This is a genomic window from Krasilnikovia sp. M28-CT-15, from assembly GCF_047159595.1.
Lineage (GTDB): Bacteria > Actinomycetota > Actinomycetes > Mycobacteriales > Micromonosporaceae > Actinoplanes.
Genome location: NZ_BAAGAK010000001.1, coordinates 978,257 through 1,002,461, shown reverse-complemented (window position 1 = coordinate 1,002,461; position 24,205 = coordinate 978,257). Strand labels below are relative to the sequence as shown.

19 protein-coding genes and 1 riboswitch are annotated in these 24,205 nt (G+C 72.1%); of the genes, 11 read left to right on the top strand and 8 right to left on the bottom strand.

Annotated elements, in window-relative coordinates:
- The first annotated feature begins 66 nt into the window (after positions 1-66).
- Positions 67-1,311, top strand: coding sequence for an EAL and HDOD domain-containing protein (locus ACMCNO_RS04825; RefSeq protein ID WP_412748215.1), 1,245 nt, complete (start codon positions 67-69; stop codon positions 1,309-1,311).
- Positions 1,312-1,439: 128 nt separating this feature from the next.
- Here ACMCNO_RS04825 and ACMCNO_RS04820 read toward each other — a convergent pair whose 3' ends face one another.
- On the bottom strand, positions 1,440-1,862 hold the full coding sequence (locus ACMCNO_RS04820) for a hypothetical protein (protein WP_412748214.1): 423 nt from the start codon (positions 1,860-1,862) through the stop codon (positions 1,440-1,442).
- Positions 1,863-2,078: 216 nt separating this feature from the next.
- On the opposite strand from ACMCNO_RS04820, the gene ACMCNO_RS04815 reads away from it, so the two are divergent.
- Genes ACMCNO_RS04815 through ACMCNO_RS04805 form a run of 3 tightly spaced genes read left to right on the top strand, consistent with a single transcriptional unit; the run spans position 2,079 to position 5,043 of the window.
- Positions 2,079-3,089, top strand: coding sequence for an efflux RND transporter periplasmic adaptor subunit (locus ACMCNO_RS04815; protein WP_412748213.1), 1,011 nt, complete (start codon positions 2,079-2,081; stop codon positions 3,087-3,089).
- Entirely contained in the window at positions 3,086-3,781 is a 696-nt protein-coding gene (locus ACMCNO_RS04810; protein ID WP_412748212.1) for an ABC transporter ATP-binding protein, read from the top strand. The genes ACMCNO_RS04815 and ACMCNO_RS04810 overlap by 4 nt, the downstream gene beginning before the upstream one ends.
- Entirely contained in the window at positions 3,778-5,043 is a 1,266-nt protein-coding gene (locus ACMCNO_RS04805; protein WP_412748211.1) for an FtsX-like permease family protein, read from the top strand. Before ACMCNO_RS04810 ends, ACMCNO_RS04805 begins: the two co-directional genes overlap by 4 nt.
- A gap of 63 nt (positions 5,044-5,106) precedes the next feature.
- Here the strand turns inward: ACMCNO_RS04805 and ACMCNO_RS04800 are convergent, their stop codons facing one another.
- Together ACMCNO_RS04800 and ACMCNO_RS04795 are read right to left on the bottom strand one after the other, a co-directional pair.
- A complete protein-coding gene (locus ACMCNO_RS04800) occupies positions 5,107-6,243 on the bottom strand; it encodes a sensor histidine kinase (RefSeq protein ID WP_412748210.1) in 1,137 nt (378 codons plus the stop codon).
- On the bottom strand, positions 6,240-6,899 hold the full coding sequence (locus tag ACMCNO_RS04795; protein ID WP_412748209.1) for a response regulator transcription factor: 660 nt from the start codon (positions 6,897-6,899) through the stop codon (positions 6,240-6,242). Before ACMCNO_RS04795 ends, ACMCNO_RS04800 begins: the two co-directional genes overlap by 4 nt.
- Before the next feature lie 207 nt (positions 6,900-7,106).
- On the opposite strand from ACMCNO_RS04795, the gene ACMCNO_RS04790 reads away from it, so the two are divergent.
- Positions 7,107-8,372, top strand: coding sequence for an acyltransferase family protein (locus tag ACMCNO_RS04790; protein WP_412748208.1), 1,266 nt, complete (start codon positions 7,107-7,109; stop codon positions 8,370-8,372).
- 156 nt (positions 8,373-8,528) lie between these two features.
- On the opposite strand, the gene ACMCNO_RS04785 is transcribed toward ACMCNO_RS04790, so the two are convergent.
- Positions 8,529-9,950, bottom strand: a complete 1,422-nt coding sequence (locus ACMCNO_RS04785; protein WP_412748207.1) for a glycine hydroxymethyltransferase — start codon at positions 9,948-9,950, stop codon at positions 8,529-8,531.
- Between the two features lie 19 nt (positions 9,951-9,969).
- Positions 9,970-10,059: riboswitch (ZMP/ZTP riboswitch) on the bottom strand.
- 411 nt (positions 10,060-10,470) lie between these two features.
- Between ACMCNO_RS04785 and ACMCNO_RS04780 the strand changes: the two genes are divergently transcribed.
- From ACMCNO_RS04780 to ACMCNO_RS04755, 6 genes are all read left to right on the top strand, one after another.
- A complete protein-coding gene (locus tag ACMCNO_RS04780; RefSeq protein WP_412748206.1) occupies positions 10,471-11,274 on the top strand; it encodes an RNA polymerase sigma factor SigF in 804 nt (267 codons plus the stop codon).
- A gap of 69 nt (positions 11,275-11,343) precedes the next feature.
- Positions 11,344-12,117, top strand: a complete 774-nt coding sequence (locus tag ACMCNO_RS04775; RefSeq protein WP_412748205.1) for an aminotransferase class IV — start codon at positions 11,344-11,346, stop codon at positions 12,115-12,117.
- 219 nt (positions 12,118-12,336) lie between these two features.
- Positions 12,337-15,195 carry a GH92 family glycosyl hydrolase gene (locus ACMCNO_RS04770; RefSeq protein WP_412748204.1) on the top strand — a complete coding sequence of 953 codons (2,859 nt, stop codon included), beginning with the start codon at positions 12,337-12,339 and terminating at the stop codon, positions 15,193-15,195.
- A gap of 75 nt (positions 15,196-15,270) precedes the next feature.
- Positions 15,271-15,939, top strand: a complete 669-nt coding sequence (locus ACMCNO_RS04765) for a DedA family protein (protein WP_412748203.1) — start codon at positions 15,271-15,273, stop codon at positions 15,937-15,939.
- Between the two features lie 64 nt (positions 15,940-16,003).
- Positions 16,004-16,765 carry a hypothetical protein gene (locus tag ACMCNO_RS04760; protein ID WP_412748202.1) on the top strand — a complete coding sequence of 254 codons (762 nt, stop codon included), beginning with the start codon at positions 16,004-16,006 and terminating at the stop codon, positions 16,763-16,765.
- A gap of 172 nt (positions 16,766-16,937) precedes the next feature.
- A complete protein-coding gene (locus ACMCNO_RS04755; protein ID WP_412748201.1) occupies positions 16,938-17,774 on the top strand; it encodes an SDR family NAD(P)-dependent oxidoreductase in 837 nt (278 codons plus the stop codon).
- Between the two features lie 18 nt (positions 17,775-17,792).
- Here the strand turns inward: ACMCNO_RS04755 and ACMCNO_RS04750 are convergent, their stop codons facing one another.
- The 4 genes from ACMCNO_RS04750 to ACMCNO_RS04735 all read right to left on the bottom strand — a co-directional run bounded on the left by ACMCNO_RS04750 (position 17,793) and on the right by ACMCNO_RS04735 (position 24,111).
- The gene (locus ACMCNO_RS04750) at positions 17,793-18,980 is read right to left on the bottom strand and encodes a hypothetical protein (RefSeq protein WP_412748200.1); all 1,188 of its coding nucleotides are present in this window, start codon (positions 18,978-18,980) and stop codon (positions 17,793-17,795) included.
- 111 nt (positions 18,981-19,091) lie between these two features.
- Positions 19,092-21,476 (bottom strand): alkaline phosphatase family protein, encoded by a 2,385-nt coding sequence (locus ACMCNO_RS04745; protein WP_412748199.1) that lies wholly within the window; start codon positions 21,474-21,476, stop codon positions 19,092-19,094.
- A gap of 400 nt (positions 21,477-21,876) precedes the next feature.
- Positions 21,877-22,584: a LamG-like jellyroll fold domain-containing protein gene (locus ACMCNO_RS04740; protein ID WP_412748198.1), complete on the bottom strand. Its 708-nt coding sequence runs from the start codon at positions 22,582-22,584 to the stop codon at positions 21,877-21,879.
- A 225-nt stretch (positions 22,585-22,809) separates the two neighbouring features.
- Positions 22,810-24,111, bottom strand: coding sequence for an NAD(P)/FAD-dependent oxidoreductase (locus ACMCNO_RS04735; protein ID WP_412748197.1), 1,302 nt, complete (start codon positions 24,109-24,111; stop codon positions 22,810-22,812).
- Positions 24,112-24,205 lie beyond the last annotated feature (94 nt).

The window sequence follows — 24,205 nt, the reverse complement described above, 5'->3', positions numbered from 1 at the left end:
AGAAAGAGAGCAAAAATTCCTCAGCAAAAGGTCAACTACTCCTCAACGCCGCCGATGGGTGGCGCCGTGAATCCCTCGGTGGCCCGCGCGTTGTCCGGCACCCAGCCCGTCCATGTCGGCCGTCAGCCGATCTTCGACCGGCTCGGCGGCGTCGTCGCCTATGAGCTGCTGTTCCGGGGCAGCGTCGACGCCGTCGACGCGGGCCACCGCGACACGTACGCGACGAGCAAGGTCATCGTGAACGCGTTCACCGAGTTCGGCATCCGCGAGGTCGTGGGTGACCGGCTGTGCTTCATCAACGTGACCCAGGAGTTCCTCACCGGCGAGCTGACCCTGCCGTTCGGCCCTGAGCAGGTGGTGCTGGAAGTGCTGGAGACGGTCGAGGTCGACGACGCCGTCGTCGCGGGCATCACCGCGCTGGTCGCCGCCGGGTACCGGATCGCCCTGGACGACTTCGTCTGGGGCTCGGGGCACGAACGCCTGCTCGACCTCGCCTCGTACGTGAAACTCGACCTGCTCGACGGTGACCTGTCCCGGCTGGAGGAGATCGTGGCGGCCTGCCGCCGCCGGCCCGGCCTGCAGATCGTGGCCGAGCGGCTGGAGAGCGCCGAGCAGGTCGAGCTGGCCGACCGGTTCGGTCTCGAGCTGCGCCAGGGGTACGCGCTGAGCCGCCCCCAGGTGCTCACCGCCCGCACCCTGTCCCCGTCGCGGATCCGCCGCCTCGAACTGCTCAGCGCGCTGTCCGCCGCGGACGCCGACCTGGAACGGGTGCACAACATCATCGCGACGGACCCGGCCCTGTCGCTGCGGGTGCTGCGGGCCAGCAACTCTGCGGCGGCGGCCAGCACCACCCGCATCTCGTCCGTACGGCAGGCCGTCGTCATGATCGGCTTGTCGCACATCCGGCAGTGGGCGATGCTCATGGTCATCGACGATGTGGCCGAGGCGACCGAAGACCAGCTGATCAGCGCGCTGACCCGGGCCCGGCTCTGCGAGAACGTGGCCGGGGACGCCGCGGTGGCGCCGGAGGCGGCGTTCATGGCCGGGCTGATCGTCGGCGTGGCCGAGCTGCTGAACGTGACCCCGGCCGTCATCGCCCGTCAGCTCCCGCTGGCCGCCGAGGTGACCGAGGCGCTGGTCAACGGCTCCGGGCAGCTGGGCTGTGTGCTGCGCACCGTGCAGGCGTACGAGCACGGCGACCTGCCCGGCCCCACCGAGGTCCCGGTCTCCCCCGACCTGACCACCAAGTGCATGGACGCGATGGCCTGGTCGACCCGCGCCGTCGCGGCCGCCACCACCGCCGCCTGCTGACACCGCGCGGCCATCACCCGGTCGAACCGGTGCTCCTCGGCCAGCAGGTGCGCCACGTGGATGGCCAGCTGGGTCTTGCCCACCCCGGCCATGCCCTCCAACGCGGAGATCACCACCGTGGCGCCCGCCTACCGGCTGTCGTGCACGATCCGCCGGACCGCGGCGACCTCGGGTGCCCGACCGGCGAACTGCGGCAGATCCCGCGGCAACAGGTCCTGGACCCGGACCTGGGTGGCGGCCTTGGCCTGACCGGTCACCACCCGCAACGCCTGCCGCCATTGATGGACGTAGCCGGGATCGGGGTTCAGCACGTGGACCACGGCGACCACGAGATCGCTGTCCACCCGGCGGCGACCCGCCCGGAAGCAGTCCACCACCGTCGTCTTGCCGACGAACTCCGACTCCAGCCGCCCCGCGTTCACCCCCGCGGTGATCGCCTCGTACGACCGGTTACCCGCCCACACCTTCAGGGCGCGCAGGCAGTCGGACAATTCGTCCAGCGTCGATGCCTGGCCCGGGTCAGGCAATCCGGCGAAGGGTCCGGTCGACACCACAGCCCACACTCCACCAGCTTCGATGGCTTCTCGACGGAAACCTGACACTACCAAGAGAGCGCGATCCCGCCAGTCGGCCGCCGCACCGGGGCGGGCGCCTGACGAACAGCGCATGCCGCCGACTTGCATGATCCCTGTAGCCTCCTCGCCGGGCTTCATCCACGTTCGTGATGATCGCCCGGAGTGTCCGGACCGCCAGGCGAAGGAGAATCGGTGGACAGACGCAGACTCGCCTGCGCCGGCGCGACGGTGCTGGCGCTCGCCCTCCTTTCCGGATGCACCGGATCCAAGGAGCAGCCCCAGACGCCCGGGCTCGAAGCACGCGGGACGGTCCTCACCACCGTGAAGCCGACCCGGCAGGACCTTTCCAACCAGATCAGCCTGGCCGGGAAGGTGACCATCAACCCGGTGTTCGGGATCGTCGCACCCACCGACGGCGAGCTGCGCTACGTCGACCGGCAGCCGTCGCAGACCCCCGCCACCCGGCCGATGTGGGTCGCCACGGTGTGGCGCGGCGGCGAGCCGCGCCGTGTCGAGATCCCGAAGGACTCCCTGCTGGCCGGGCGGCTGATGGACGACCACGCCGACGTCACGAAGGGCATGCCGGTCATCTCCGCCCAGCACGCCGGATACGGCATCGTGGCCGACGTCGACAGTGAACAGGCGTACCGGATCGCGGGCGCGGTCAAGTCCGTCAAGGGACAGATCAAGAACGGGCCGGGCCCGTTCACGTGCACGACGCTGGGCACCATCGCCGCCCTGCCCGCCGGGACCATCCCCGCGCCGCCCCCGCCCAAGACACCGGCGCCGCAGCAGTCCGGCCAGCCCGCCGCCACGGAGGCGCCCGAGGCGCCCGAGGCCCCCGAGAGCGGGGGCTCCGAGCCCACCGGCATGCGACTGGTCTGCGCCGCCCCGGACACCGTCAAGCTGATCAACGGTGCGGCGGTCACGCTGCAGGTGGTCACCGCGAAGGCCGGCAACGCCATGGTGCTGCCGGTCGAGGCGGTCGCCGGGGTACAGGGCCGGGGAAAGGTCGACGTGGTCGGCGCGGACCGGACCCGCAGGACCGTGGATGTGGTCCTCGGGCTCACCGACGGCAAGGTCGTGCAGATCAAGTCGGGGCTGCGGGGCGACGAGACCGTCGCCGTCCCCGGGCCGGACCTGCCCGCGGCACCGCCCGGCGGCGAGAACCCCGAGGGCGGGCCGTCCGGAGCCCCCAGATGACCCAGCCCCTGATCGAGCTGACCGGCATCACGAAGGTCCTCAAGGGACAGGCGGAGCCCCGCACCATCCTGGCCGGGGCGGACCTCACCGTACGGGCCGGGGAGAGCGTGGCGATCGTCGGCCGCTCCGGGTCCGGCAAGAGCACGCTGCTCAGCCTGATCGGCCTGTTCGACCGGCCCGACGCGGGTGAATACCTGCTCGAGGGACGCGACATCAGCCGGATCTCGGAACGCCAGGCCGCGAAGCTGCGCAGCTCGCACTTCGGCTTCGTGTTCCAGCGGTTCTTCCTGCTCAAACACCTGACCGCAGCGCAGAACGTGGCCATGGCCCTGGTCAACGGCCAGGGCTGGCTGCCCCGCCGGGAACGCCGCGCCCGGGTGCTCGAGGCCCTCGAGCAGGTCGGCATCGCCCACCTCGCGAAGAACCGCCCGCCCCGGATGTCCGGTGGCGAGCAGCAGCGGGTGGCGATCGCCCGGGCGCTGGTCCGCCGGCCGCGGGTCCTGCTGGCCGATGAGCCGACCGGCGCCCTGGACACCGAGACCGGCACCGTCGTGATCGACGCGTTGAGCGCCGCGACCACGCGCGGCTGCGGCCTCATCCTGGTCACGCACGACCGGGACCACGCGGCCCGGATGGGCCGGACCCACGACCTCGTCGACGGGGTCCTCACGGAGCGGGTCATCACGGCATGAGGCGGTTCTCGGGGCGGTACCGGTCGTCACTGATCATCGGCCTGCAGGGCATCCGGGCGCGCAAGCTGCGGACGTTGCTGTCCATGGTGAGCCTGTTCCTCGGCGTTCTCGCGGTGGTGGTCGTGCAGGCGGGCGCCAGCATCGCGGACCGCGCGATGCTGGCCGACCTGGAACTCACCGCCGGCATCGACGGCACCCGCACGATCGACGTGATGGCGAACCCGAAGGCGGCCGACATCGTCCTCAAGACCGTGCACGGCCGGTCCGACGCGGTGGCGTCGCTGACGGTCTCCGGCATCATCGGCGAGCCCGGCGTCCGGCCGGTCAACGAGGGTGCGTCGCCGCTCGACGCGAGCTGGGGCGGCGGCGAGACCTGCTTCCCGGACGGCCACTGCGAGGCGCCGTCGGGGCCGATGGGCGAGGCCGTCGAGGTCCGGCTCACCGCGCTGACCGGCGACATCCGTACGTTCCGGCCGTTCCGGCCGCAGTCGGGGCGCTGGCTCGACTTCACCACCGTGCCGGCTCTGGCGCCGCGGCTGGTGCTCAACAAGGAGGCGGCGAAGGGCTTCGCACGGCACCACGTGCCCGCCGAGATGCGCGTCGCCGGTGCCCCCGCCAATCTCACCCCGCAGTTCGTCGGTGTGATCGACGACGGGGACACGCAACCGCACGCCTACGCCCGGTTCGACGAGCTGACCAACTGGCTGCCCGCCGCGGGCCTGGCCAACGGCGAGCTGCGCGTCATGCTGGCTCCCCCGACCCCGGTCGAGCAGGTGCTGACCTCGCGGCTCAAGGGCGCCGGGGCGGACACGTACGCGGAGACCATCGACTCGCGCAAGCAGCGGGAGAACGAGCTGAAGCTGATCCGGCTGGTGTTCTTCTCGATGGCCGGTCTGGTCCTGCTGATCGGCGTCGCGGGCATCCTCAACGTCGGCCTCGCCACGGTGGGCGAGCGGGTCGAGGAGTTCGCGCTGCGCCGCGCGGTCGGCACCCCCCGCACGCTGCTGGCGGGCATCGTCCTGGCGGAGACGTTGCTGACCGGACTGCTCACCGCGGCCGCCGCGATCGGTACGAGCATCGCCGCGCTGAAGGTGGTCACCACGCTGGTCGGGGATTCCGAGCCGTTGCTGCACAACGTGCAGTTCCCCTGGGAGGCGGGGGTGGCGGGCATCATCGCGGGCATCATCGCCGGGGTCCTCGGCGGTTTCATCCCGGCCATCCGCGCGGCCCGGATCCCCATCGCCACCGTCATGCGCGCCTGACCCGGCGTCAGGCGTGCCGGTCGACGACCCGAGCGAGCCCGCCGAGCGCGACCACCACCGCGGTCAGCGCGCTCTTGCGGTCGGGCTCTCCGCGGGTGCCGCCGCGCCGTCGTGCGCCTTCTGGGCGGGCATGCGTACGGTCACGCGCAGGCCGCCGTGGTCCGGCGGCCCCGCGGGCTCGGCCACGATCGTGCCGCCGTGCGCCCGGGTGATGGAACGGGCGATGGTCAGCCCCAGCCCGCTGCCGCCACTGTGGTCGATGCGGTCGGCCAGACGCTGGAACGGCTCGAACAGCCGGGCCACCGCGTCCGCGGGCACCGGTGGCCCGGTGTTGACGACGGTCAGCGCGGGGTCGGCGCCGACCGTCACCTGCACGGTCCCGCCGGGACGGTTGTATTTGACCGCGTTCTGCACGAGGTTGGTGACCAGCCGTTCGAGCAGCACCCGTTCGCCGTCCACGCCGCGCGGGGCCAGGTCGCACGTCAGCGACACGGGGACCGCACCGGCCGCCTCCCGCTGCGCCTCGACGACCTGATGGGCGATGGCATCGAGGCGTTGCGGCAGCCGGGCGGCGAGTCCCTGGTCCGCCTCGCTCAGCACGAGCAGTCCTTCGATGAGCCGTTCGTTGCGCTCGTTGGCTTGCAGCATCTGCCTGCTGAGCAGCGACAGCTGGTCGGCGGTGGGGTCCTGCGCGAGGCCGACCTCGATGAGCGCGCGCTGCACCGCCAGCGGCGTACGAAGTTCGTGCGAGGCGTTGGCGGAGAAGCGGCGCTGGGCCTCGTATCCCGCGGCGATCCGCGCCATCATGTCGTCCAGCGCCCGCACGACCGGGGCGAACTCGTCGTGCCGCGGGCGGGTCGCGCCGATGCGGTAGCCCAGGTTCTGCGGCCCGATCTGGGTGATCGCCGGGACGAGGTCGCGCGCGGGTCCCAGCACCCACCGGGTGACCCACCGGGATCCCAGCGTCAGCACGACGGCCAGCACAGCGAGGGCCAGCGGCGACTGCACCGGCAGATACTCATTGACCATGTCGCATGTCTCGTACGGCCGGGGATGTGCTTCCCAGAGGGAACAGACCTGGGCGAAGGTCACCCAGTACGGCAACGATAACGCGTACCGGTCGAACACCATGACCAGCAGCGCGACCACGAGGCAGACGATCACCAGGCGCCGCCGGACGGTACGGGCCCGCACGCTCATCCGCAGAGCCGGTAGCCGACGCGCGGCAGGGTCTCGATGACCGGTGGGTCGCCGAGTTTGCGGCGCAGGGTCATCATCACCACCCGCACCACGTTGGTGAACGGGTCCACGTGCTCGTCCCACGCCCGTTCCAGCAGTTCCTCGGCGCTCACCACCTGGCCGCGGGCCCGCATCAGCACCTGCAGCACCGCGAACTCCTTCGGCGTCAACGCCACCACGGACCCGTCGCGGGTGACGACGTGCCGGGCCTCGTCCAGCACCACGCCTCGATGCTCCAGGATCGGCGGGACCGCGGGTACGGCACGCCGGCCCAGCGCCTGGATCCGGGCCGCCAGCTCGGCGAACGCGAACGGTTTGGCCAGATAGTCGTCGGCGCCCAGGCCCAGTCCCTCCACCCGGTCGCGCAGTCCGGCGGCGGCGGTCAGCAGCAGCACCCGGGTCGCGCCGTTCTCCGTGGCGGTCCACCGGCACAGGTCGTCGCCGGTACGGCCGGGCATGTCGCGGTCGAGCACGGCCACGTCGTACCGGACGACGCTCATCCGTTCGTGCGCGGCGTCGCCGTCGTAGCAGACGTCCACGGCCATCGACAGGCGGCGCAGCCCTTCGGCCACGGTGTCTGCCAGCAACCGCTCGTCGTCCGCCACGAGTACCCGCATCCGCCCGCTCCCGTCACCGGCCCGTGTCACCGACGGTGGATAAGGATTCCGTCAGTGATCTGCTGACGCCGACCGTACGGCCCGTTGTCCAGGATTGCCTCCGCACTGGTCAGCTATGCCGTGGGAACGCGGCTCGGGGAGGCTTTCGTGTCGGCAGGGCAGAAGCCGTACAGAATCGAGCAGTCACGGTCCGTCAGGCGCCCTCGCTTGGCGGCCCTCGACGGTCTGCGCCTGGTCGCCGCGCTGGCCGTGGCGCTCTACCACTACACGGCATTCTGGACAGTCGACGCGGTACACACCCCGGCGTACTTCCTCCCGCACGCCACCCGCGTGACGATCTACGGCTTCCTGGGCGTCGAGACGTTCTTCATGATCAGCGGCTTCGCGATCTGTCTGAGCGCGTGGGGCCGCAGCCTGGGTGACTTCTTCGTGTCCCGCGCCGCGCGGCTGTATCCGGCCTACTGGGCGGCCATCCTCATCACCTTGACCGTGACCACCCTGCTGCCGATCGGCGGGTACGTCCCGGTCTATTCGCACTTCTCCCTGGCCGACATCGGCGTCAACCTCACCATGTTGCAGGAACCCCTCGGCGTGCACCCGGTGGACAACGTCTACTGGACTCTGTGGACGGAGCTGCGCTTCTATCTGCTGTTCGCATTGGTGGTGGGGCGGGGACTCACGTACCGGCGGGCGGTGCTGTTCTGCGTGGTGTGGATGACCGCCGCGGTGGTCGCCCCGGTCATCGACAATCCGGTATTCACGATGATCACAGCCCGGCACTACGCCCCGTATTTCATCGCCGGGATCGCGATGTATCTGATGCACCGCTTCGGCCCCACCCCGCTGCTGTGGGGCATCGTCGGCTTCTCCTGGCTGATCGGCCTCTACAGCCTGGGCGAACGCGTGACCCTGAATCCGGGCTGGAAGGTCCCACTCTGGCCCGCCGTACTGATCATGACAGCGGTGTACGCGCTACTCCTGCTGATCGCCCTGGGCTACACGGACCGCATCACCTGGCGCTGGCTCACCGTCGCAGGCGCCCTGACCTACCCCTACTACCTCCTGCACCAACGCATCGGCTACGTCATCATCCGGCACGCCTACGAGGCCACCCACCTACCGGTCGGCCTGCTCGTCGCCGCCACGATGGCACTGATGCTGATACCCGCGTGGCTGGTGTACCGCCTCGTGGAACGCCCCTTCGCCCCCCGCCTACGCGCAGCCCTGACCCGCGGCATCGCCGCCGCCCGCACCCCCGAACCCGAGCAGGAACGCACCACCGGGCCCGGACAGGAAGCGACGGCAACCGACCGCGCACAGGACACCCGGACCATCAACCCGACCCGCGGCAGGCGGGCAGCCGAGCCAGACCTGGCCGACTGGGCTGCCGCAAGGAGCGACGGAGACCCGCCCGACGCGGATCCTTCGCTTGTGGACGCACGGACCTGGCAGGGTGCGGGGATCCGCCCATGAGCCGTCAGGCGAATGGATCCCCGCACCCGGTCTCGGCGGGAGCAGCGGTCTGGCGCACGACGAACGTGCGACCCAAGGTCGGGTTCAGAAGTTGAAGAGTTCGGGTCAGGAGCTGACCCGAACTCTTCAAGATTGCCCGATCCCGCGCCGCAAAGATCAGCCCAGGTCAACCTGGGGGTAGAGGGGGAAGGCGGAAAGCAGCTCGGTGGCCTGCTTGGAGACCCGGTCGGCGAGCGCCGGATCGAGGTCGAACTTGGCCTTCGACGCGCCCGCCCTGGTCTGGCTGAGCACGGTGTGCATCAGCTCCGCGATCTGGTCCATCTCGGCCGTGCCCAGGCCCCGCGTGGTCAGGGCGGGGGTGCCGATCCGGACGCCGGAGGTGTACCAGGCGCCGTTGGGGTCCTGGGGGATCGCGTTGCGGTTGGTGACGATGCCGGAGTCGAGCAGGGCCTGCTCGGCCTGGCGGCCGGTGAGGCCGTACTTGTCGACGTCGATCAGGACGAGGTGGTTGTCCGTGCCGCCGCTGACCACGGTGGCGCCGCGCTTGACCAGGCCCTCGGCGAGCGCCTGCGAGTTGTCCACGATGCGCTGCGCGTAGTCGGCGAACTCGGGCTGCCGGGCCTCCGCGAACGCGATCGCCTTGGCGGCCATGACGTGGCCGAGCGGGCCGCCCAGCACCATCGGGCAGCCCCGGTCGACCTGGTCGGCCAGCTCGGGCCGGCACAGCACCGCGCCGCCGCGCGGGCCGCGCAGCGACTTGTGGGTGGTGGTGGTGACGATGTGTGTGTGCGGTACCGGGTCGAAGTCGCCGGTGAAGACCTTGCCCGCGACCAGGCCCGCGAAATGCGCCATGTCGACCATGAAGGTCGCGCCGACCTCGTCGGCGATCTCGCGCATGATGCGGAAGTTCACCTTCCGGGGGTACGCCGAGTAGCCACCCACGATGATCAGCGGCTTGAACTCGCGGGCGGTCTCCCGCAGGGCCGCGTAGTCGATCTGGCCGGTGGCCGGGTCGACGCCGTAGCTGCGCTGGTCGAACATCTTGCCGCTGATGTTGGGGCGGAAGCCGTGGGTAAGGTGGCCGCCCGCGTCCAGCGACATGCCGAGCATCCGCTGGTTGCCGAACGCGGCGCGCAGCTCGGCCCACTCGGCGTCGGTCATGTCGTTGACGTTGCGCTTGCCGACCTTGGCCAGGGCCGGGGCCTCGATCCGGTCGGCCAGCACCGCCCAGTACGCGACCAGGTTGGCGTCGATGCCGGAGTGCGGCTGGACGTATGCGTACGGGGCGCCGAACAGCGCCTTGGCGTGTTCGACCGCGACCGACTCGACCGTGTCGATGTTCTGGCAGCCGGCGTAGAAGCGGCGGCCGATGGTGCCCTCGGCGTATTTGTCGGACAACCAGTTGCCCATGGCCAGCAGCACGGCCGGGGAGGCGTAGTTCTCGCTGGCGATGAGCTTGAGGGATTCGCGCTGGTCGTGCAGCTCCTTGGCGATCGCGTCGGCGATGCGGGGCTCGACGGCGCGGACGGCGTCCAGCGCGGCGCGGAAAGCGGTCGATTCGGCGTTGAGTGCAGGCATCGGACCTCCCTATCACAGGTGAAGAGGCCCAGGCGCACGGCATACGTCAGGAGACGGGACCGCTCCCCGATGGTTTTCCCATCCGAACGCGCCAGTCACGGCCCGCCGCACAGCATACAAGCCCGCCCCACCGGGATCGGAGTTCCGGAACTCAGATTGCTTGCTTGTTAATACAAGCGTCGATGAAACTCACGAGAAGCGCTCTCCGCCGCCCATCCCCACGCCGGGAGCCCGTCAACCCTTTCCCCGGGGTCAAGCCCACCGGCGGGCGGCGGAGAGATCGCTTCACCCTTTCGAGTGGCCATCCAGCGTAGCGGATCAACTACACAACGTGACTCATACTTTCGGCTAGTCATCGTTCGACCTATCAGCTAAGTTGTTCTTATCCGAACGGCCTAGAACGTGCGGGCCGCCGCTGGTTGCTCCAGAGCCATCGATCCGCGCAGATAGATACACCTGGCCCGGCCGGCAGTTCCCCCTGAACCGGTGCCGCGGGCAGGTGCCAGGGAGGACGACTGACATGACCGCTACCGCGACTCTGACCGCCGAGGCGCCCGCCGCGATCCGGCCCGATACCCCGACGGACAACGCCGCCGCACTGCTCGACGCGCTGGCCACGGCCCCCGCCGCGGACCGGGCCCGGCTGCGGGAACGGACGATCGAGGCGTGGCTGCCTCTCGCCCGGCACCTCGCACACCGCTACAGCGGACGCGGCGAGCCCACCGACGACCTGATCCAGACCGCCACCATCGGGCTCATCAAGGCCATCGACCGGTTCGACCCCGAGCGCGGCGTCGACTTCACCGGATACGCGATCCCCACCATCATCGGCGAGCTCAAGCGCCACTTCCGTGACCGTACGTGGTCGGTGCGGGTGCCGCGCCGCCTACAGGAGATGCGCCTGTCCATCACCGAGGCCAACGCGCACCTCACCCACACCCTCGGCCGCTCCCCGACGGTCGCCGACATCGCCGCCCACCTCGACCTGACCGAAGAGGACGTCCTGGAAGGGCTGGAGGGCGCCCGCGCGTACACCGCGACCAGCCTGTCCACCCCGATCAACGCCGACGGCACCACCTCACTCGGCGACACCCTCGGCATCGAGGACCACGAGTACGAGATTGCGGAGACCCGGGTGGCGCTCGGCCCCGCCCTGGCCACCCTCGACGCGCGCGAGCAGAAGATCCTCACGCTGCGGTTCTACGGCAACCTCACCCAGTCCCAGATCGCCGCGCAGGTCGGCATCTCCCAGATGCACGTGTCCCGCCTGCTCACCAAGGCCCTGGCCAAGCTGCGCAATCAACTGGCCGCCGACAACCTCTGACGGTCCGCCGTCCCCCCGTTGCGCTCCGCCGCACGGGGGGACGATCGTGCCGGCTGCGATGCTGGAGCCATGGCGCGGTTGAACGGGCGGCCGGTCGCCCTCGAGGAGCTGCAGCAGCTGGCCCTCACGAACTACGGCCACTTCACCACGTTCCGCGTCGAGGACGGGCACGTGCGCGGGCTCGGCCGGCACATCGACCGGCTGATCCGGGACTGCGCAGTGCTGTTCGGCGTCGACCCGGGCGCCGACCGGCTGCGGGAGTTCATCCACGACGCCGCCCCGATGACCGGGATCGCGACCGTCCGGGTCACGGTCTTCGACCCGGACCTCGAGCTGAGCCGCCCGGAGCTGGCCCGCGACCCGCACATCCTGGTGACCCAGCGCGCGGCGGACGCCTCCGCGTCACCCGCTTTCACCGCCCAGACCACCACGTACGTGCGCGACGCGCCACAGGTCAAGAGCGTCGGACTGTTCGGGTCGCTGCACCGCCGCCGCCGCGCCCGACTCGACGGGTTCGACGACGCGCTGTTCGTCGACGACGCGCGGCACGTCTCGGAGGGAGGCACCTGGAACGTCGGACTGTTCGACGGCACCGACGTCATCTGGCCCGACGCTGCATGCCTGGCCGGGGTGACCATGGGACTGCTGCGGCAGGCACATGAGCACCGGACGGCTCCGGTGAGCGTGGCGGACCTGCCCACCATTGAAGCCGCCTTCGCGACGAACGCCGCGATCGGCGTCCGGGAGATCTCCCGGATCGACGGCATCGCGTTCCGCCCCCGGCATCCGATCATCGAGTCGCTGCGCGCGGCGTACGCGGGCATCCCGGCAGAGCCCGTCTGATCCCGGCCGAGCCCGTCTGACCCGGCAGAGCCCGTCTGACCCGGCCGGGCCGCGCTCGCACGCGGCCGGTGGCGTCGGCTCACCCTCTCCCCGCGCCCTCTCCTCGTGCCCTCTCCTCGCGGAGCCGGATGCCCTTGCGCGGTCGGTTGACACATTGGTGACAGTCGATGGAAGCTGACCACTGTAGTCGATATGACATCGATGTCAGTGGGAGATCACGTGTTCGGATTCCGTACCGTCGCCGTGCTCGCCGGGGTGGTCCTGACCGTGCCGATCGGCGCCGCCGCCGCGGGCGCCGCCCCGGCCCGCCTGATCACCGACCCGGCCGCCTACGTCGACCCGTTCATCGGCACCACCAACTCGGGCAACACCTACCCGGGGGCGGTCACGCCGTTCGGGATGCTGGCGTTCAGCCCGCAGACCTCGCGGGGCAACCAGGTCGCCACGCCGGCACCGGGCGGCTACCAGTACACCGCCACCCGCATCCGCGGCTTCAGCCTCACCCACCTCAGCGGGGTCGGCTGCTCGGGCGGCAACGGCGACATCCCGATCATGCCCCAGGTCGGCGCGGTCACGAGCTCGCCCACCGCGGACAGCGCCGACGCGGTCTACGCCAGCACGTTCTCCCACGCCAACGAGGCCGCCAGCCCGGGCTACTACCGGGTCGGCCTGGACAGCGGGGCGGGCGCGGAACTCACCGTCACCCCGCGCACCGGCCACGGGCGGTTCACCTTCCCCGCGGACAAACCGGCCAGCCTGCTGTTCCGTACCTCGATGTCGGAGACCGGCAGCACGGACGCCACCGTCCACATCGACCCGTCCACCCGGACGGTCAGCGGCTCGGTCACCGCGGGCAACTTCTGCGGGCCACAGAGCGCCAACAACCGCAAGGCGTACTACACGCTGCACTTCGTGGCCACCCTCGACCAGCCGTTCGCGGAGACCGGCACGTGGACCGACGCGACCCTGGCGCAGGGCGGCACCGACGCCCGGGGTGGCAGCGGATACAACGGGTCGGGCCGCCCCGTCGCGGGCAAGGGCTCGGGCGGGTACGTCACGTTCGCGCCGGGCACCACCAGCGTCGGGGTCCGGGTCGCGATCTCGTACGTGAGCCCGGGCGGAGCGCAGGCCAACCTGGCCACGGAGAGCCCGGCCACGCTGCCGTTCGAGACGATGGCGGCCGACGCCCGGGCGGCGTGGACCAAGCGGCTGCGGCAGATCGAGATCGGCGGCGGCACGGTGGCGCAGCAGACCACGTTCTACACCGCGCTGTACCACGCCCAGCTCGAACCCACGCTCACCAGCGACGCCGACGGCCGGTACCTGGGCGCGGACGGCGCGGTGCACGCCGTCCGGGCACCCCAGCAGGCGCAGTACGGCACGTTCTCCGGCTGGGACGTCTACCGCGCCCAGGTGCAGCTGCTGGCGCTGCTGGACACCCGGATGGCCAGCGACTTCGCCCAGTCGCTGGACAACTACGCGGGCCAGCGCGACGGCGAGTGGGACCGCTGGCTGCTGCAGCACGGCAAGACCAGCGTCATGTCCGGCGACCCGTCGGCCGCCGCGATCGCCGGGATGTACGCGTTCGGCGCCCGCGACTTCGACGTCCGGGGCGCGTACGAGTCGCTGGTGCGCGCCGCCACCGTGCCGACCGCGAACGACGGCAGCGACGCCGGATGCCCGGTCGAGTGCGTCGGCCAGCGCCCGGCGCTCGACAAGTACCTCACGCTCGGGTACGTCCCCGCCGACGACTGCCACTGCTGGGGCGGGGCGGCCGAGACCCTGGAGGACGCGGCCGCCGACTACGGCCTGTCCCAGCTCGCCGGCGCGCTCGGCGACACCGACGGGCAGCAGCGATTCCTGGAGCGCTCGCACAACTGGCGCCACGTGTACGACCCCGCGGCCCAGGCCGACCCGGGACTGGCGCACAACATCCGGGAAGAGATCGACGCGATCACCGCCAGCGGCGAGAACGCCCCGTACGAGGGCAGGGCGCAGGCGTTCGACGGGGACAAGGGCACGAAGTGGCTCACCTTCGCGACGACCGGCTGGTTGCAGGCCCGGCTCACGGCCCCGCTGACCGTGACGAACTACGCCCTCACCTCCGCCAACGACGAGCCCGGCCGGGACCCGAAGGACTGGCTGCTGCTGGGCTCCGCCGACGGCGAGACGTGGTCGCCGGTCGACGCGCGTACCGGGCAGCGGTTCACCGAGCGGGGGCAGACCCGCGAGTTCACGGTCGCCGAGCCGAAGCCGTACCGGTACTACCGGCTGGAGGTGACCGCGAACTCCGGCGCCGACATCGTTCAGCTCGCCGAGCTGGAGCTGGCCGATCCGGCCGTGCCCACGCCGGCACCGGCGGACGGGCCGTTCGCCGGCTGGATGCGCGACCGGTACGCCGACGGGCACTGGGCCGGCGGCTTCAGCCCCTCCACCGGCACCGGCTTCGTCGAGGGCAGCAGCGCGCAGTACACCTGGATGGTCTACTCCGACGTGGTCGGCCTCGCCGCCGCGATGGGCGGGCCGGAGGTGGCCGCCCGGCGCCTCGACGCGTTCTTCCGCAACCCCGACGGCAGCTTCGACCTCAGCGCGACCAAGGCGACCCGCTTCGACGCCACCAACGAGCCGGACATCCAGACCCCGTATCTGTACGCGTACCTGGGGGCGGCGGCCAGGACGCAGGAGACCGTGCACGCGATCACCACGAGGTTGTGGACCGACGGTACCGGCGGCATCCCGGGCAACGACGACGCGGGCACGATGAGCGCCTGGTACGTCTTCTCCGCACTCGGGCTGTACCCGGTCGTCCCGACCCGCGCCGAGCTGGCCCTGACCACCCCGGTCTTCCCCCGGGCGGTGCTGCGCCTCGACGGCGGGAAGACCCTGGCCATCGACGCACCCCGCGACACCGCCGACGCGATCTACATCCAGCGGCTGAGCGTCGACGGCCACCACACCACCCGATCGTGGCTGCCCGCATCGATGATCACCACCGGTGGCCGCCTGATCTACACCCTGTCGACGACACCCAGCCTGACCTGGGGCAGCGGACCGGGGGACGCGCCGCCGCAGAACTGAACGGTGGCGGCCGCACCCGGTTCGCGACCGAACGGGTCCGGCAATGCGAGCTTGGGGCCGCTAACGTTGCGGGTCATGCCAGTGCCGATGGACGACCTGCCGGGCTTCCTGCACGGGGTAGCACCCATCCTCGACCGATGGGGATACCTCGCCGTGGGGGCCGTCATCGGCGTGGAGAGCTTCGGTGTTCCCGCGCCCGGCCAGACGATCATGATGGCCGCCGCCGTGTACGCGGGGACGGGCCGGCTCAACGTGTTCGCCGTCGGCGTGATCGCGTTCGCGGCCGCGGTGCTCGGCGACAACATCGGCTACTGGATCGGAAAGCGGGGCGGCCGCAAGGCCGTGAACCGCTTCGGCAAGTACATCCTGATCACCCCGAAGCGGCTGGAGAAGGCGGAGCAGTTCTTCGCCAAGCGCGGCAGCAAGGTGGTGGTCGTCGCCCGGTTCGTCGAGGGCCTGCGGCAGCTCAACGGCGTCATCGCCGGTCTCACCAACATGCCGTGGCGCAAGTTCATGCTCTACAACGCGATCGGCGCGGCGCTGTGGTGCGGCTGGTGGACGACGGTGTCCTACCTGCTCGGTACGCGCATCGTCGAGGTCGTCGACCACATGCACCGGTACAAGTGGTTGGCGATCGCGGCCGTCGGAATCGCCGTCGCCGCGTACGCTGGGCTGCACATGCGTCACATCCGCAGCCGCCGGGCCCGGGCCGCGGTCGAGCGCGAGGAGTCTCGCGTCGGGTAACTGGACGGTTTCCGCACCGTGAACTCGGGTAGGGTCGCTGATGACATCGGAAGGAGTGATTTCCGTGACTGCATCAGCTCCCCCGACCACGGAGGAGTCCACTGTCCGCCCCTCGTCGCTGGACAGTCGCCGCGCCAAGGCCGAAGCTGCCACGGTCGCCGCCGAGAAGGCGGAGGCAGGCGTCACCGACCTGGATCGCCGGCTCGGCACGATCACGCAGCTGACCCGCCAGCACACCCAGGCGCTACGCAACGCCGAGGCCGAGGTGAGCCGCCTCAAGCGCGCACTCAAGACCGCCACCAAGGACCGTGAGCGGCTCACCGCCGCCCGCAAGAAGGCCGTCGCCAAGTCGGCCAAGGCAAAGGCCAAGGTCAAGACCGCCGAGGCGAAGTACGAGAAGGTCGTGCTGGCCGATCTCGTGCGCCGGGAGAAGGAACTCGACCGGGCCCGCGGCAACGGCCGGGTCGTCGCGACCGCCGCCCGCGCGGGGTCCGCACCGAACGCGGCGCGATCCACCCGGGCTTCCGCGCAGTCCACGCCCGTGGCACCGGCCCCCGCGCAGCCCGTGCCCGCGGCCCAGCCGACGTCGGCCGCCCAGCCCGCGTCCACAACGCAGCCCGCGTCCACAACGCAGCCCGCATCCACACCGCAGCCCGCATCCACAACGCAGCCCGCGTCCACACCGCAGTCCGCTTCCGCTACGAAGGCGGCGCCCGCGAAGCAGGCCGCCTCGGGCCCGGCGACCACGCGCCGGAGTGCGGCGCGCCGGCCCGCCAGCCGGGCGGGCGCCAGCTCGCCGCGCCAGGCCGCCGACCCGACGGCCTGAGTTTTCACCGCTGCCGCACGTCTGCCCGTGCCGCCCGCGCGAGGATGACCGGCCCGCCTCGATAATCGACCGATGAGCGCGTATGTCGACGTCCCCGTCCCGGGCGGCGCGGGCCGCACTGTGACCGGTGCCCCCGCCACGGCCCCGACCCGGCCCCGGGCGGGGGTCTGAGGTGCGGCGGTTCGCGTTCGCGGGGCGCACCTGCCTGATCACCGGGGCGGCCAGCGGGATCGGCGCGGCCCTGGCCCTCGACCTGGCGAAGCGACGGGCCGTGCTGGCGCTGCTGGACCGCGACGCCGACGGGCTCGCCCGGGTGGCGCACCTGGCCCGGGAACTCGGCGCGGCCGACGTCAGCACGTACGTGGTGGATCTCGCGGACGGCGGTGACCGGCTGGACCTGGCCGCCGAGGTGGCCGCCCGGCACGGCGGCGTGGACCTGCTGGTCAACAACGCCGGGGTGGCCCTGAGCGGCACCTTCGAGCAGGTCAGCATGGCGGACTTCGACTGGCTGCTGGAGATCAACCTGCACGCCGTGATTCGCACGACCAAGGCGTTCCTGCCCCAGTTGCTGAGCCGCCCGGGATCCCACGTGGTCACCCTCTCCAGCCTGTTCGGCCTGATCGCCCCGCCGTCCCAGGTCGCGTACGTGACCAGCAAGTTCGGCGTGCGCGGCTTCTCCGAGGCGCTGCGGCACGAGCTGGCCGGGCGCGAGGTCGGGGTGACGGTCGTGCATCCCGGCGGTGTCCGGACCAGCATCGCCGCGAACGCGCGGATCAGCGGCCCGGATCCGGGCGGGGAACAGGTCGCCCGGGCGCGAGCCTTCGCGGAGGTGGCGCTGCGGATGCCGCCCGAGGAGGCCGCCCGGTTGATCGTCGCGGCCATCCAGGCCCGCAAGCCGAGGCTGGTCATCACCCGGGCGGCGAAGGCCGCCGATCTGCTGGCCCGGCTCATGCCCGCCCGGTACTGGAATGTCGCCGGCCGCGCCGCGGGAGCCCGGGGCGTCCACTGACGGTCGCCAGGGCGGACGTCAGCGGAAGGTGGCCACGCGACGGCGGGTCTGGCCGTTGATGACGGTGAAGTCGCCGCCCGCCGCGAGCGTGCCCGTGCCGGACTCCGCCGCGAGGACGCGCACCCCGACGACGCCGTTGCCCTGCGGCGCCCAGTCGGACAGGTCCCCCGTGCCGGTCACCGCGGCCAGCTTCACCCTCGACACGGAACCGTCGATGCAGGTGCCGTGCGGCCCGTTGCGCATCGTGAGGCAGGCGGTGTCGAAGTGGCCTCCGACATACGTGACGCCGTCCAGCGCCGCGACAGCCACCACGTCGCCGTCGAAGACCCGCTGCCAACGGATCTCGCCCGCAGTCGAATACGCGACCGCCCGGCCGCCCTGGCCACCGGTGGCCGCGTACACCCCGGCGGCGTCCACCGCGAGCCCGTTGACCTCGGCGGGGGCCCTCGTGGGCCGGAAGCCGGTGAAGACCACTCCCGTGGCGGTCAGCACCGCGATCCGCAGGGTGCCCGGCGCGCCGTTGATCTGGTGGAAGGCGCCGCCCACGTAGATCCGGACACCGGCGACCGTGACGGCGTGCACCGCGTCGTCGGTGGTCGGCCGCCAGCCCGCGTCCAGCGCCCCGGTGGCGAGCGAGAACGCGGCCAGGCTCGCCCGAGGTACGCCGTCCACGGCACGGAAGCTGCCGCCGACGTAGAGGCGCCCGTGGCCGATCGCGAGGGCGTACGGCGCGCCGGTGACCCGGTGCGCGAACGTGCCGAGCGCCCCGGTGACGGCGTCGAGGCGGGCCAGCGCGTCGCGGCGCCGCCCCGAGACCGTGCCGAAGTCGCCGCCCGCGTACACGGAGCCGCCGTCGACGGCCAGCGCTCGTACGGTCGCGTCGGCGGTCGGGGCCCAGCTCAGCAGCGCGCCGGTGGTGGCGTTGAAGGCGGCCAGCCGTTGCCGGACGAATGTCCGGCCGCCGGAGGTCGCCCGGGTGAACGACCCGCCGACGTAGACCGTGCTGCCGCGGAAGGCCAGCGCGTACACGGAGCCGTTGAACAGCGGTGTGACCAGCGGTGGAACCCCGACCACGAGCCTGCCCAGGCGCCCGGCGGGCACGCCCGGGGGTACTGCCCGGTGGGCCGGGCCCGCTGGTGCGCGGGGGGTTTCCGCGATGGGTGCCCGGGGCTGCGCCGGGCCTCCTGCCGCCGTGGGGGTGGCCACGGCTGGTGTGCCTCCTGCGGCCACAGCGACCGCGACCCCGGCGACGATGGCGCGACGCAGCCGGGGAACATGCGCGACGCGACGGGCAAAACAGAAGAATCGCACATTTCATTAAGCCTGGCGGCTGCGGGAAAGTCTCGTCGGCGCGCCGTCTCGATCCGTTGCGGCTTGCGGCAGGGGATTTCCCCCGGGAGAACGCGTCGGCGTGCCGGGCCGGACCGTCGCGGGCGAATTCCCCGAACGCGCCGCGGCGCTGTCGCCGCTGCGCACCGCGGCATGCTCACCACCCGCCCGCGCCGCGGCGCCCTCGTCGGCCTGTGCCCCGGCGCCGTGGCCCGCCACCGCGGCGTCCTCGGAGGCCGGCTCCGCCAGGGAATCCCCGCCCGCCGCCGGCACCACCACCTCGTCGGGCGCCGGGGCCCCGGCCGCGGGGGCCTCATCGGGCGCGACCGCGTCGGGCGCCCGGGCCGGAGAGCCGCCGTCCGCCCGCAGGCCCAGCATCTCGAGCCACGCGACGAGCTGGCGGTGCACGCCGTTCGGTCCGGCCAGCGCGTCGGGGCGCACGGGCCAGTCCGCCGGGTGCACCAGGACCGCGTCGGTCTGCCAGCCGCCGAGGCCACCATGCGAGCCGACCAGTTCCTCGAACGCCGCGACCTCCTGGGTCACCGGATCCACCGCGCTGATCAGCACGAGGTCGCCCAGGTGCGCCGACTCCTGATGCCGCAGCAGGTCCGCCCGGGCGCGGGGCCCGTACGCCAGCAGCGGATCCGTCCCCTCGACCCGCCCGTCGCGCAGGTGGTGGCTGCCGCCCTCGCCGACCGCCACCGGCCCGTCGGTGTCCGCGACCACGACCAGCCCGATGCCGGGATGCGCGGCCAGCCCGGCGATCAGCCGCGGGTACGCCTGCTCGACCTCCTCCCGGCCCAGCCGCTGCGGTTCTCCCGTGACGTACAGCAGGGCCAGGTTGCCGGACGACACGACCAGCAGCGGCGCGACCGGGCCCTTCGGGAACTCGGGCTCCTGCGTCACCTCCAGCTCGGCGGGCGACGCGGGCTCGTCCACCGGCGTGGCGGCCAGCCGGTCCACGACCCGCGACAGGGTCTCGCCGTAGCGCTGGCGGAACGTCGCGCCCTGGCTCTGCCCGTGATCAGAGAGCACGACGAGGTGATACCGGCGGGCCGCCTCCGGGGCCAGGCGCTCCAGAGCGCCGAGCATCCGGTCGAGGTTCTCCAGCTGGCGCATCGACTCCGGCCGGGCGGGGCCCGCGTGGTGCGCCACCTCGTCGTAGTCGACCAGGTCGCAGTAGATCACCGGGGCGCCCCGGGCCATCTGCTCCGCGACCAGCGACACGTTCACGTCGCGCAGCAGCATCGACGCGGGCCGCAGCGCGAGGAACGCGCCGGAGCGGCTCACCCGGGGCAGCAGGTTGCGGCGGCGCTGCAGCCGGGCCTGGTGCAATTCGGTGATGACCTCGGCCACCCCGAGCACGAGGGCGCGGGTGAAGCCGTACGGGCTGGCCATGAACGCCGCCCAGCCGCGCGCCGAACGGCCGGGCAGCGCGGCGTGGCTGACCGTCAGCAGGTTGGTCGTCGCGTCGCCGGAGAACGCGTTGCCGATGCTGACTCCACCGTCGGCCAGCAGGCCGCGGCCGTCGCTGAGCCGTTGCTCCACGACGGCCGCGTCGCGGGGCCGGTTGGCGACCATGAGCCGCCCGATGTCCTTCTCGTACCAGCGGAACGCCGGGATCTGCTGGGAGGCGCCGTGCAGGATGCCCGCCTGGGCGGCCGGGGTGGTGGAGGGCAGGCCGGTGTGCCAGCCGCGCATCGTGTGGCTGCCCGTACGCAGCCAGCTCCCGATGGTCGGCAGGTTGCCCGCGCGTACGGCCCAGCGCAACACGGGCTCGGCCACGCCGTCGAGCTGCACCACGAGCATGCCGGGCTCGGTGCCGGGGTAGGTCTGGCGCAGGGTGAAGGGGCGGCGTCCGGACTGGCGGCGGCGGACTCCGCGCATCAGCCGCCGGGCCTCCTGGACGAACGTGGCGTCGCTGCCGCTGTCCGCCATCCAGTCCAGGATCGCCGCGAAGATCACGGCGACGATGGCGGCCAGGACCACGCCGGGAAAGCCGCTGACCCGTTCGGCCGGGTCGAGTTCGAGGGCCACCGCGATGATCGTCACCTGGGCGACGACCCCGAGCAGCATGGCGCCCCATCCGCCGATCGCGACCACTCCGGCCAGCAGCAGGGGCCGCAGCACCGCACCGACCACGGCGACCAGGACGACCAGGCCGAGGGTGTCGAAGACGTCCGTGCTGCGTACCCCCGGCATGAGCCAGAGCGTCAGGGAGAGCACGACGAACGTGACGAGCGCGCTGCGCAGCGCCCGGCGCAGCCGATGGCTGACCCGCCGCCAGGCCAGCAGCGCGCGCAGCTCCCCAACCCAGCCCCGGGTCGCCGGGACGGGCACGGGGTCGCGCGGGCTCGGCGCACCAACGGCCACTCGGCAACGATCGCACAGCCGGGCGGGCAACGGTCCCGGTCGTCACCAACGCCACCCGGCCGGCGGCCCCGTGGTGGCGCCCGGCCGGGTCACCCGGCGGGTGGCGCGGGCCCGTCATACGCGTCACCGTCACCGGCGTCCGCTGAGGGAGAGGTTCCGTGCGACCTGCCCAAGATCCGCTGTCCCGCCGTCGGCGCGCGAGGCGCTGAAGCGGCGCCTCGCCGAGCTGGTGCCGACGCTCGGCCGGCTGGCGGCGGAGGCGGCGACGGCCTGGCGAGCGGGCGCGGCCGAGGTGGCGACCGGGTCGGACCCGGTGGAACGGGCACCCGGTGAGGCATCCGGACCCGTCCCGCGCCGCGCTGGACGACGAGCCCTCGGGTTACACAGTGGAGTGACCTCGTCAGCCGATCCGGACCCAGACGTCGTCGACGCTGCCGTGGAACTGGTCGTTGTCGTTGTAGGCGCCCTTGCCGCCGATGCTCAATGGGCACCAGTTGGCGATCGCCAGCGTCGCCGGTACGTGCCGCCGGCCCTGCACCACACCGTCCACGATGATCTGCAGCCAGCGGCCACGACGCTGGCATTCCAGGGTGTGCCACTGACCGTCGGCGACGCTCATCCGGCTGCGGACCATGCGGATACGGGGCCGCAGGACGTCGACCAGCACACAGCTCGGACGCCCCGCGGCGCCGTCGATCTGCAGCTTGTACTGGCTGCTCGTCCGGGAGTAGCCCTTCTGCACGATGTTCTGGCCCTTGCTGGTCTGGGTGGGGGTGAGCAGCACCGTGGCGCCGAACGCGAGCGGCAACGAACCCGGGTTCAACGCCTCCGCGCTGCGCGTCTGGAGCACGACCTGGGGGCATCGGCCGCCGCGGCACTTGGCGGGAAACGCCATCGCCCGGCCGGTGTCGTGGGGGGTGGCGCGTACGGTGCCGCGGTGGCGGGCGACGATCCGGAGGGTGTGCCCGTGGCCGGAGTCGTCGATCTCCGGGTCGTCCTCGAAGCCGTACCGGGCGACCAGCGCCCCGGTCTCGACGGTGTCCCGCGCCCCCGCCTGAAGCGGTGCGTCCGTCGCGAGCGGGGCGGGGCCGGCTTCGCTGACAGGCATCGGGAGTTGAGCATGGGCCGGGGCGGCGACCAGGACGGGCGCGATCAAGCTGACCATCGTGGCAGTCGCCAGTGTGTACGAATGGTAACGCATGACGGAATTATGGCTTTTTAGAATGTTTCGGCGTTATCAAACGGACTACCGGAACGGTCGATCGTAGCGGTCCGATTGGGCCAATCTGCCTAGAAGTCTACAAATACCCCATAACGAGACAAAGAAGACCTTTCAGCGTGCTGCCGGAGGGACCTCCGGGTACGCACTGTCCAGCGGCACGGCCCCCGCGGTCACCAGGCCGAGCTGGACCCCCTGGCGCGGCAGCACCGTGTCGAGCAGCCAGTCCGCCGCCACCCGCACCCGGTTGCCGGGCATGGACAGCAGGTGGTAGCCCCGCGTCACCACCTTCGCGGCCAGGCCGGACAGCGGCACTCCCAGCGGGTTCGCGGCCGCGTCCAGCCCGCCGAGATCCACCACGAAGCCGAGGTCGTGGTGCCGGTACGCCCGCCGCCGCCCCTGGCCGTAGGAGGCGGCGATGTTGTGCGCCACCATGGCCCCCTGGCGGGTCGCGTGCTGCGCGGTCATCCCGGTGATCTCCCCCGGACGGGTCAGATCCGGCACCGCGGCCGCGTCGCCGCACGCGTACACGTCGGGGTGGCCGGGCACCGTGAGGAACTCGTCCACCACCAACCGGCCCTGCGTCATCGGCAGCCCGAGCGTGGCCACCAGCGGGTCCGGCCGCACCCCCACACACCAGATCAGCGAGCGGGTGGGCACGAACTCGCCGTCGCCGAGCCGCACCCCCTGCCCGGTGGCCTCCGCGACGCCCGTGCCGAGTCGCAGTTCGACACCGCGGGCGCGCAGCACCCGGTCGGCGGCAGCGGACAGCCGCTCGTCGAGCGTCGGCAGCACCCGGTCCTCGATGTCCACCAGCAGCCAGCGGGGCAGGCCCCGCAACGCCTCCCGGTGCCGGGTCAGCTCCTCGGTGAACAGCACCCCCTGGGCGGCCACCTCCGTGCCGGTGTACCCGGCGCCGACCACCACGAACGTCGACCGGGCGGCGCGTTCGGCCGCGTCGGCGGCGCTGCCCGCCATCTCGATCTGCCGGGTGACGTGGTCGCGCAGGTACAGCGCCTCGGGGATGCCGCGGAAGCCGTGCGCGTGCTCGGTGACCCCGGGCACCGGCAGCAGCTTGTTGACGCTGCCGGCCGCGATGACCAGCCGGTGGTAGTCGAGCGTGCCCTTGACGCCGTCCGGGTCGACGTAGCTGACCGTACGGGCGTCCAGGTCGAATCCGTCCGCCTCGCCGAGGACCAGCCGGACCCCGGGCAGCGTGGCGGCCAGCGAGACCGACACCCGGCGAGGTTCGAGGATCCCCGCGGCGACCTCGGGCAGCAGTGGGAGGTAGAGGAAGTAGTCGGTCGGGTTGACCACGACGATCTCGGCGCCGCCCCGCGACAGCTTCGACAACGTACGGGCGGCCTGGAAGCCGGCAAAGCCGGCTCCGACGATCACGATCCGGGGGCGAGCCATGGGGCGTCCTTCCGTGGACGGGCGCCGGGGCGCCGGGGGACCTCCGATGCCTGCCCCGCCCACGCTAGCGACAAACCACCCCGCGCTCGACCCC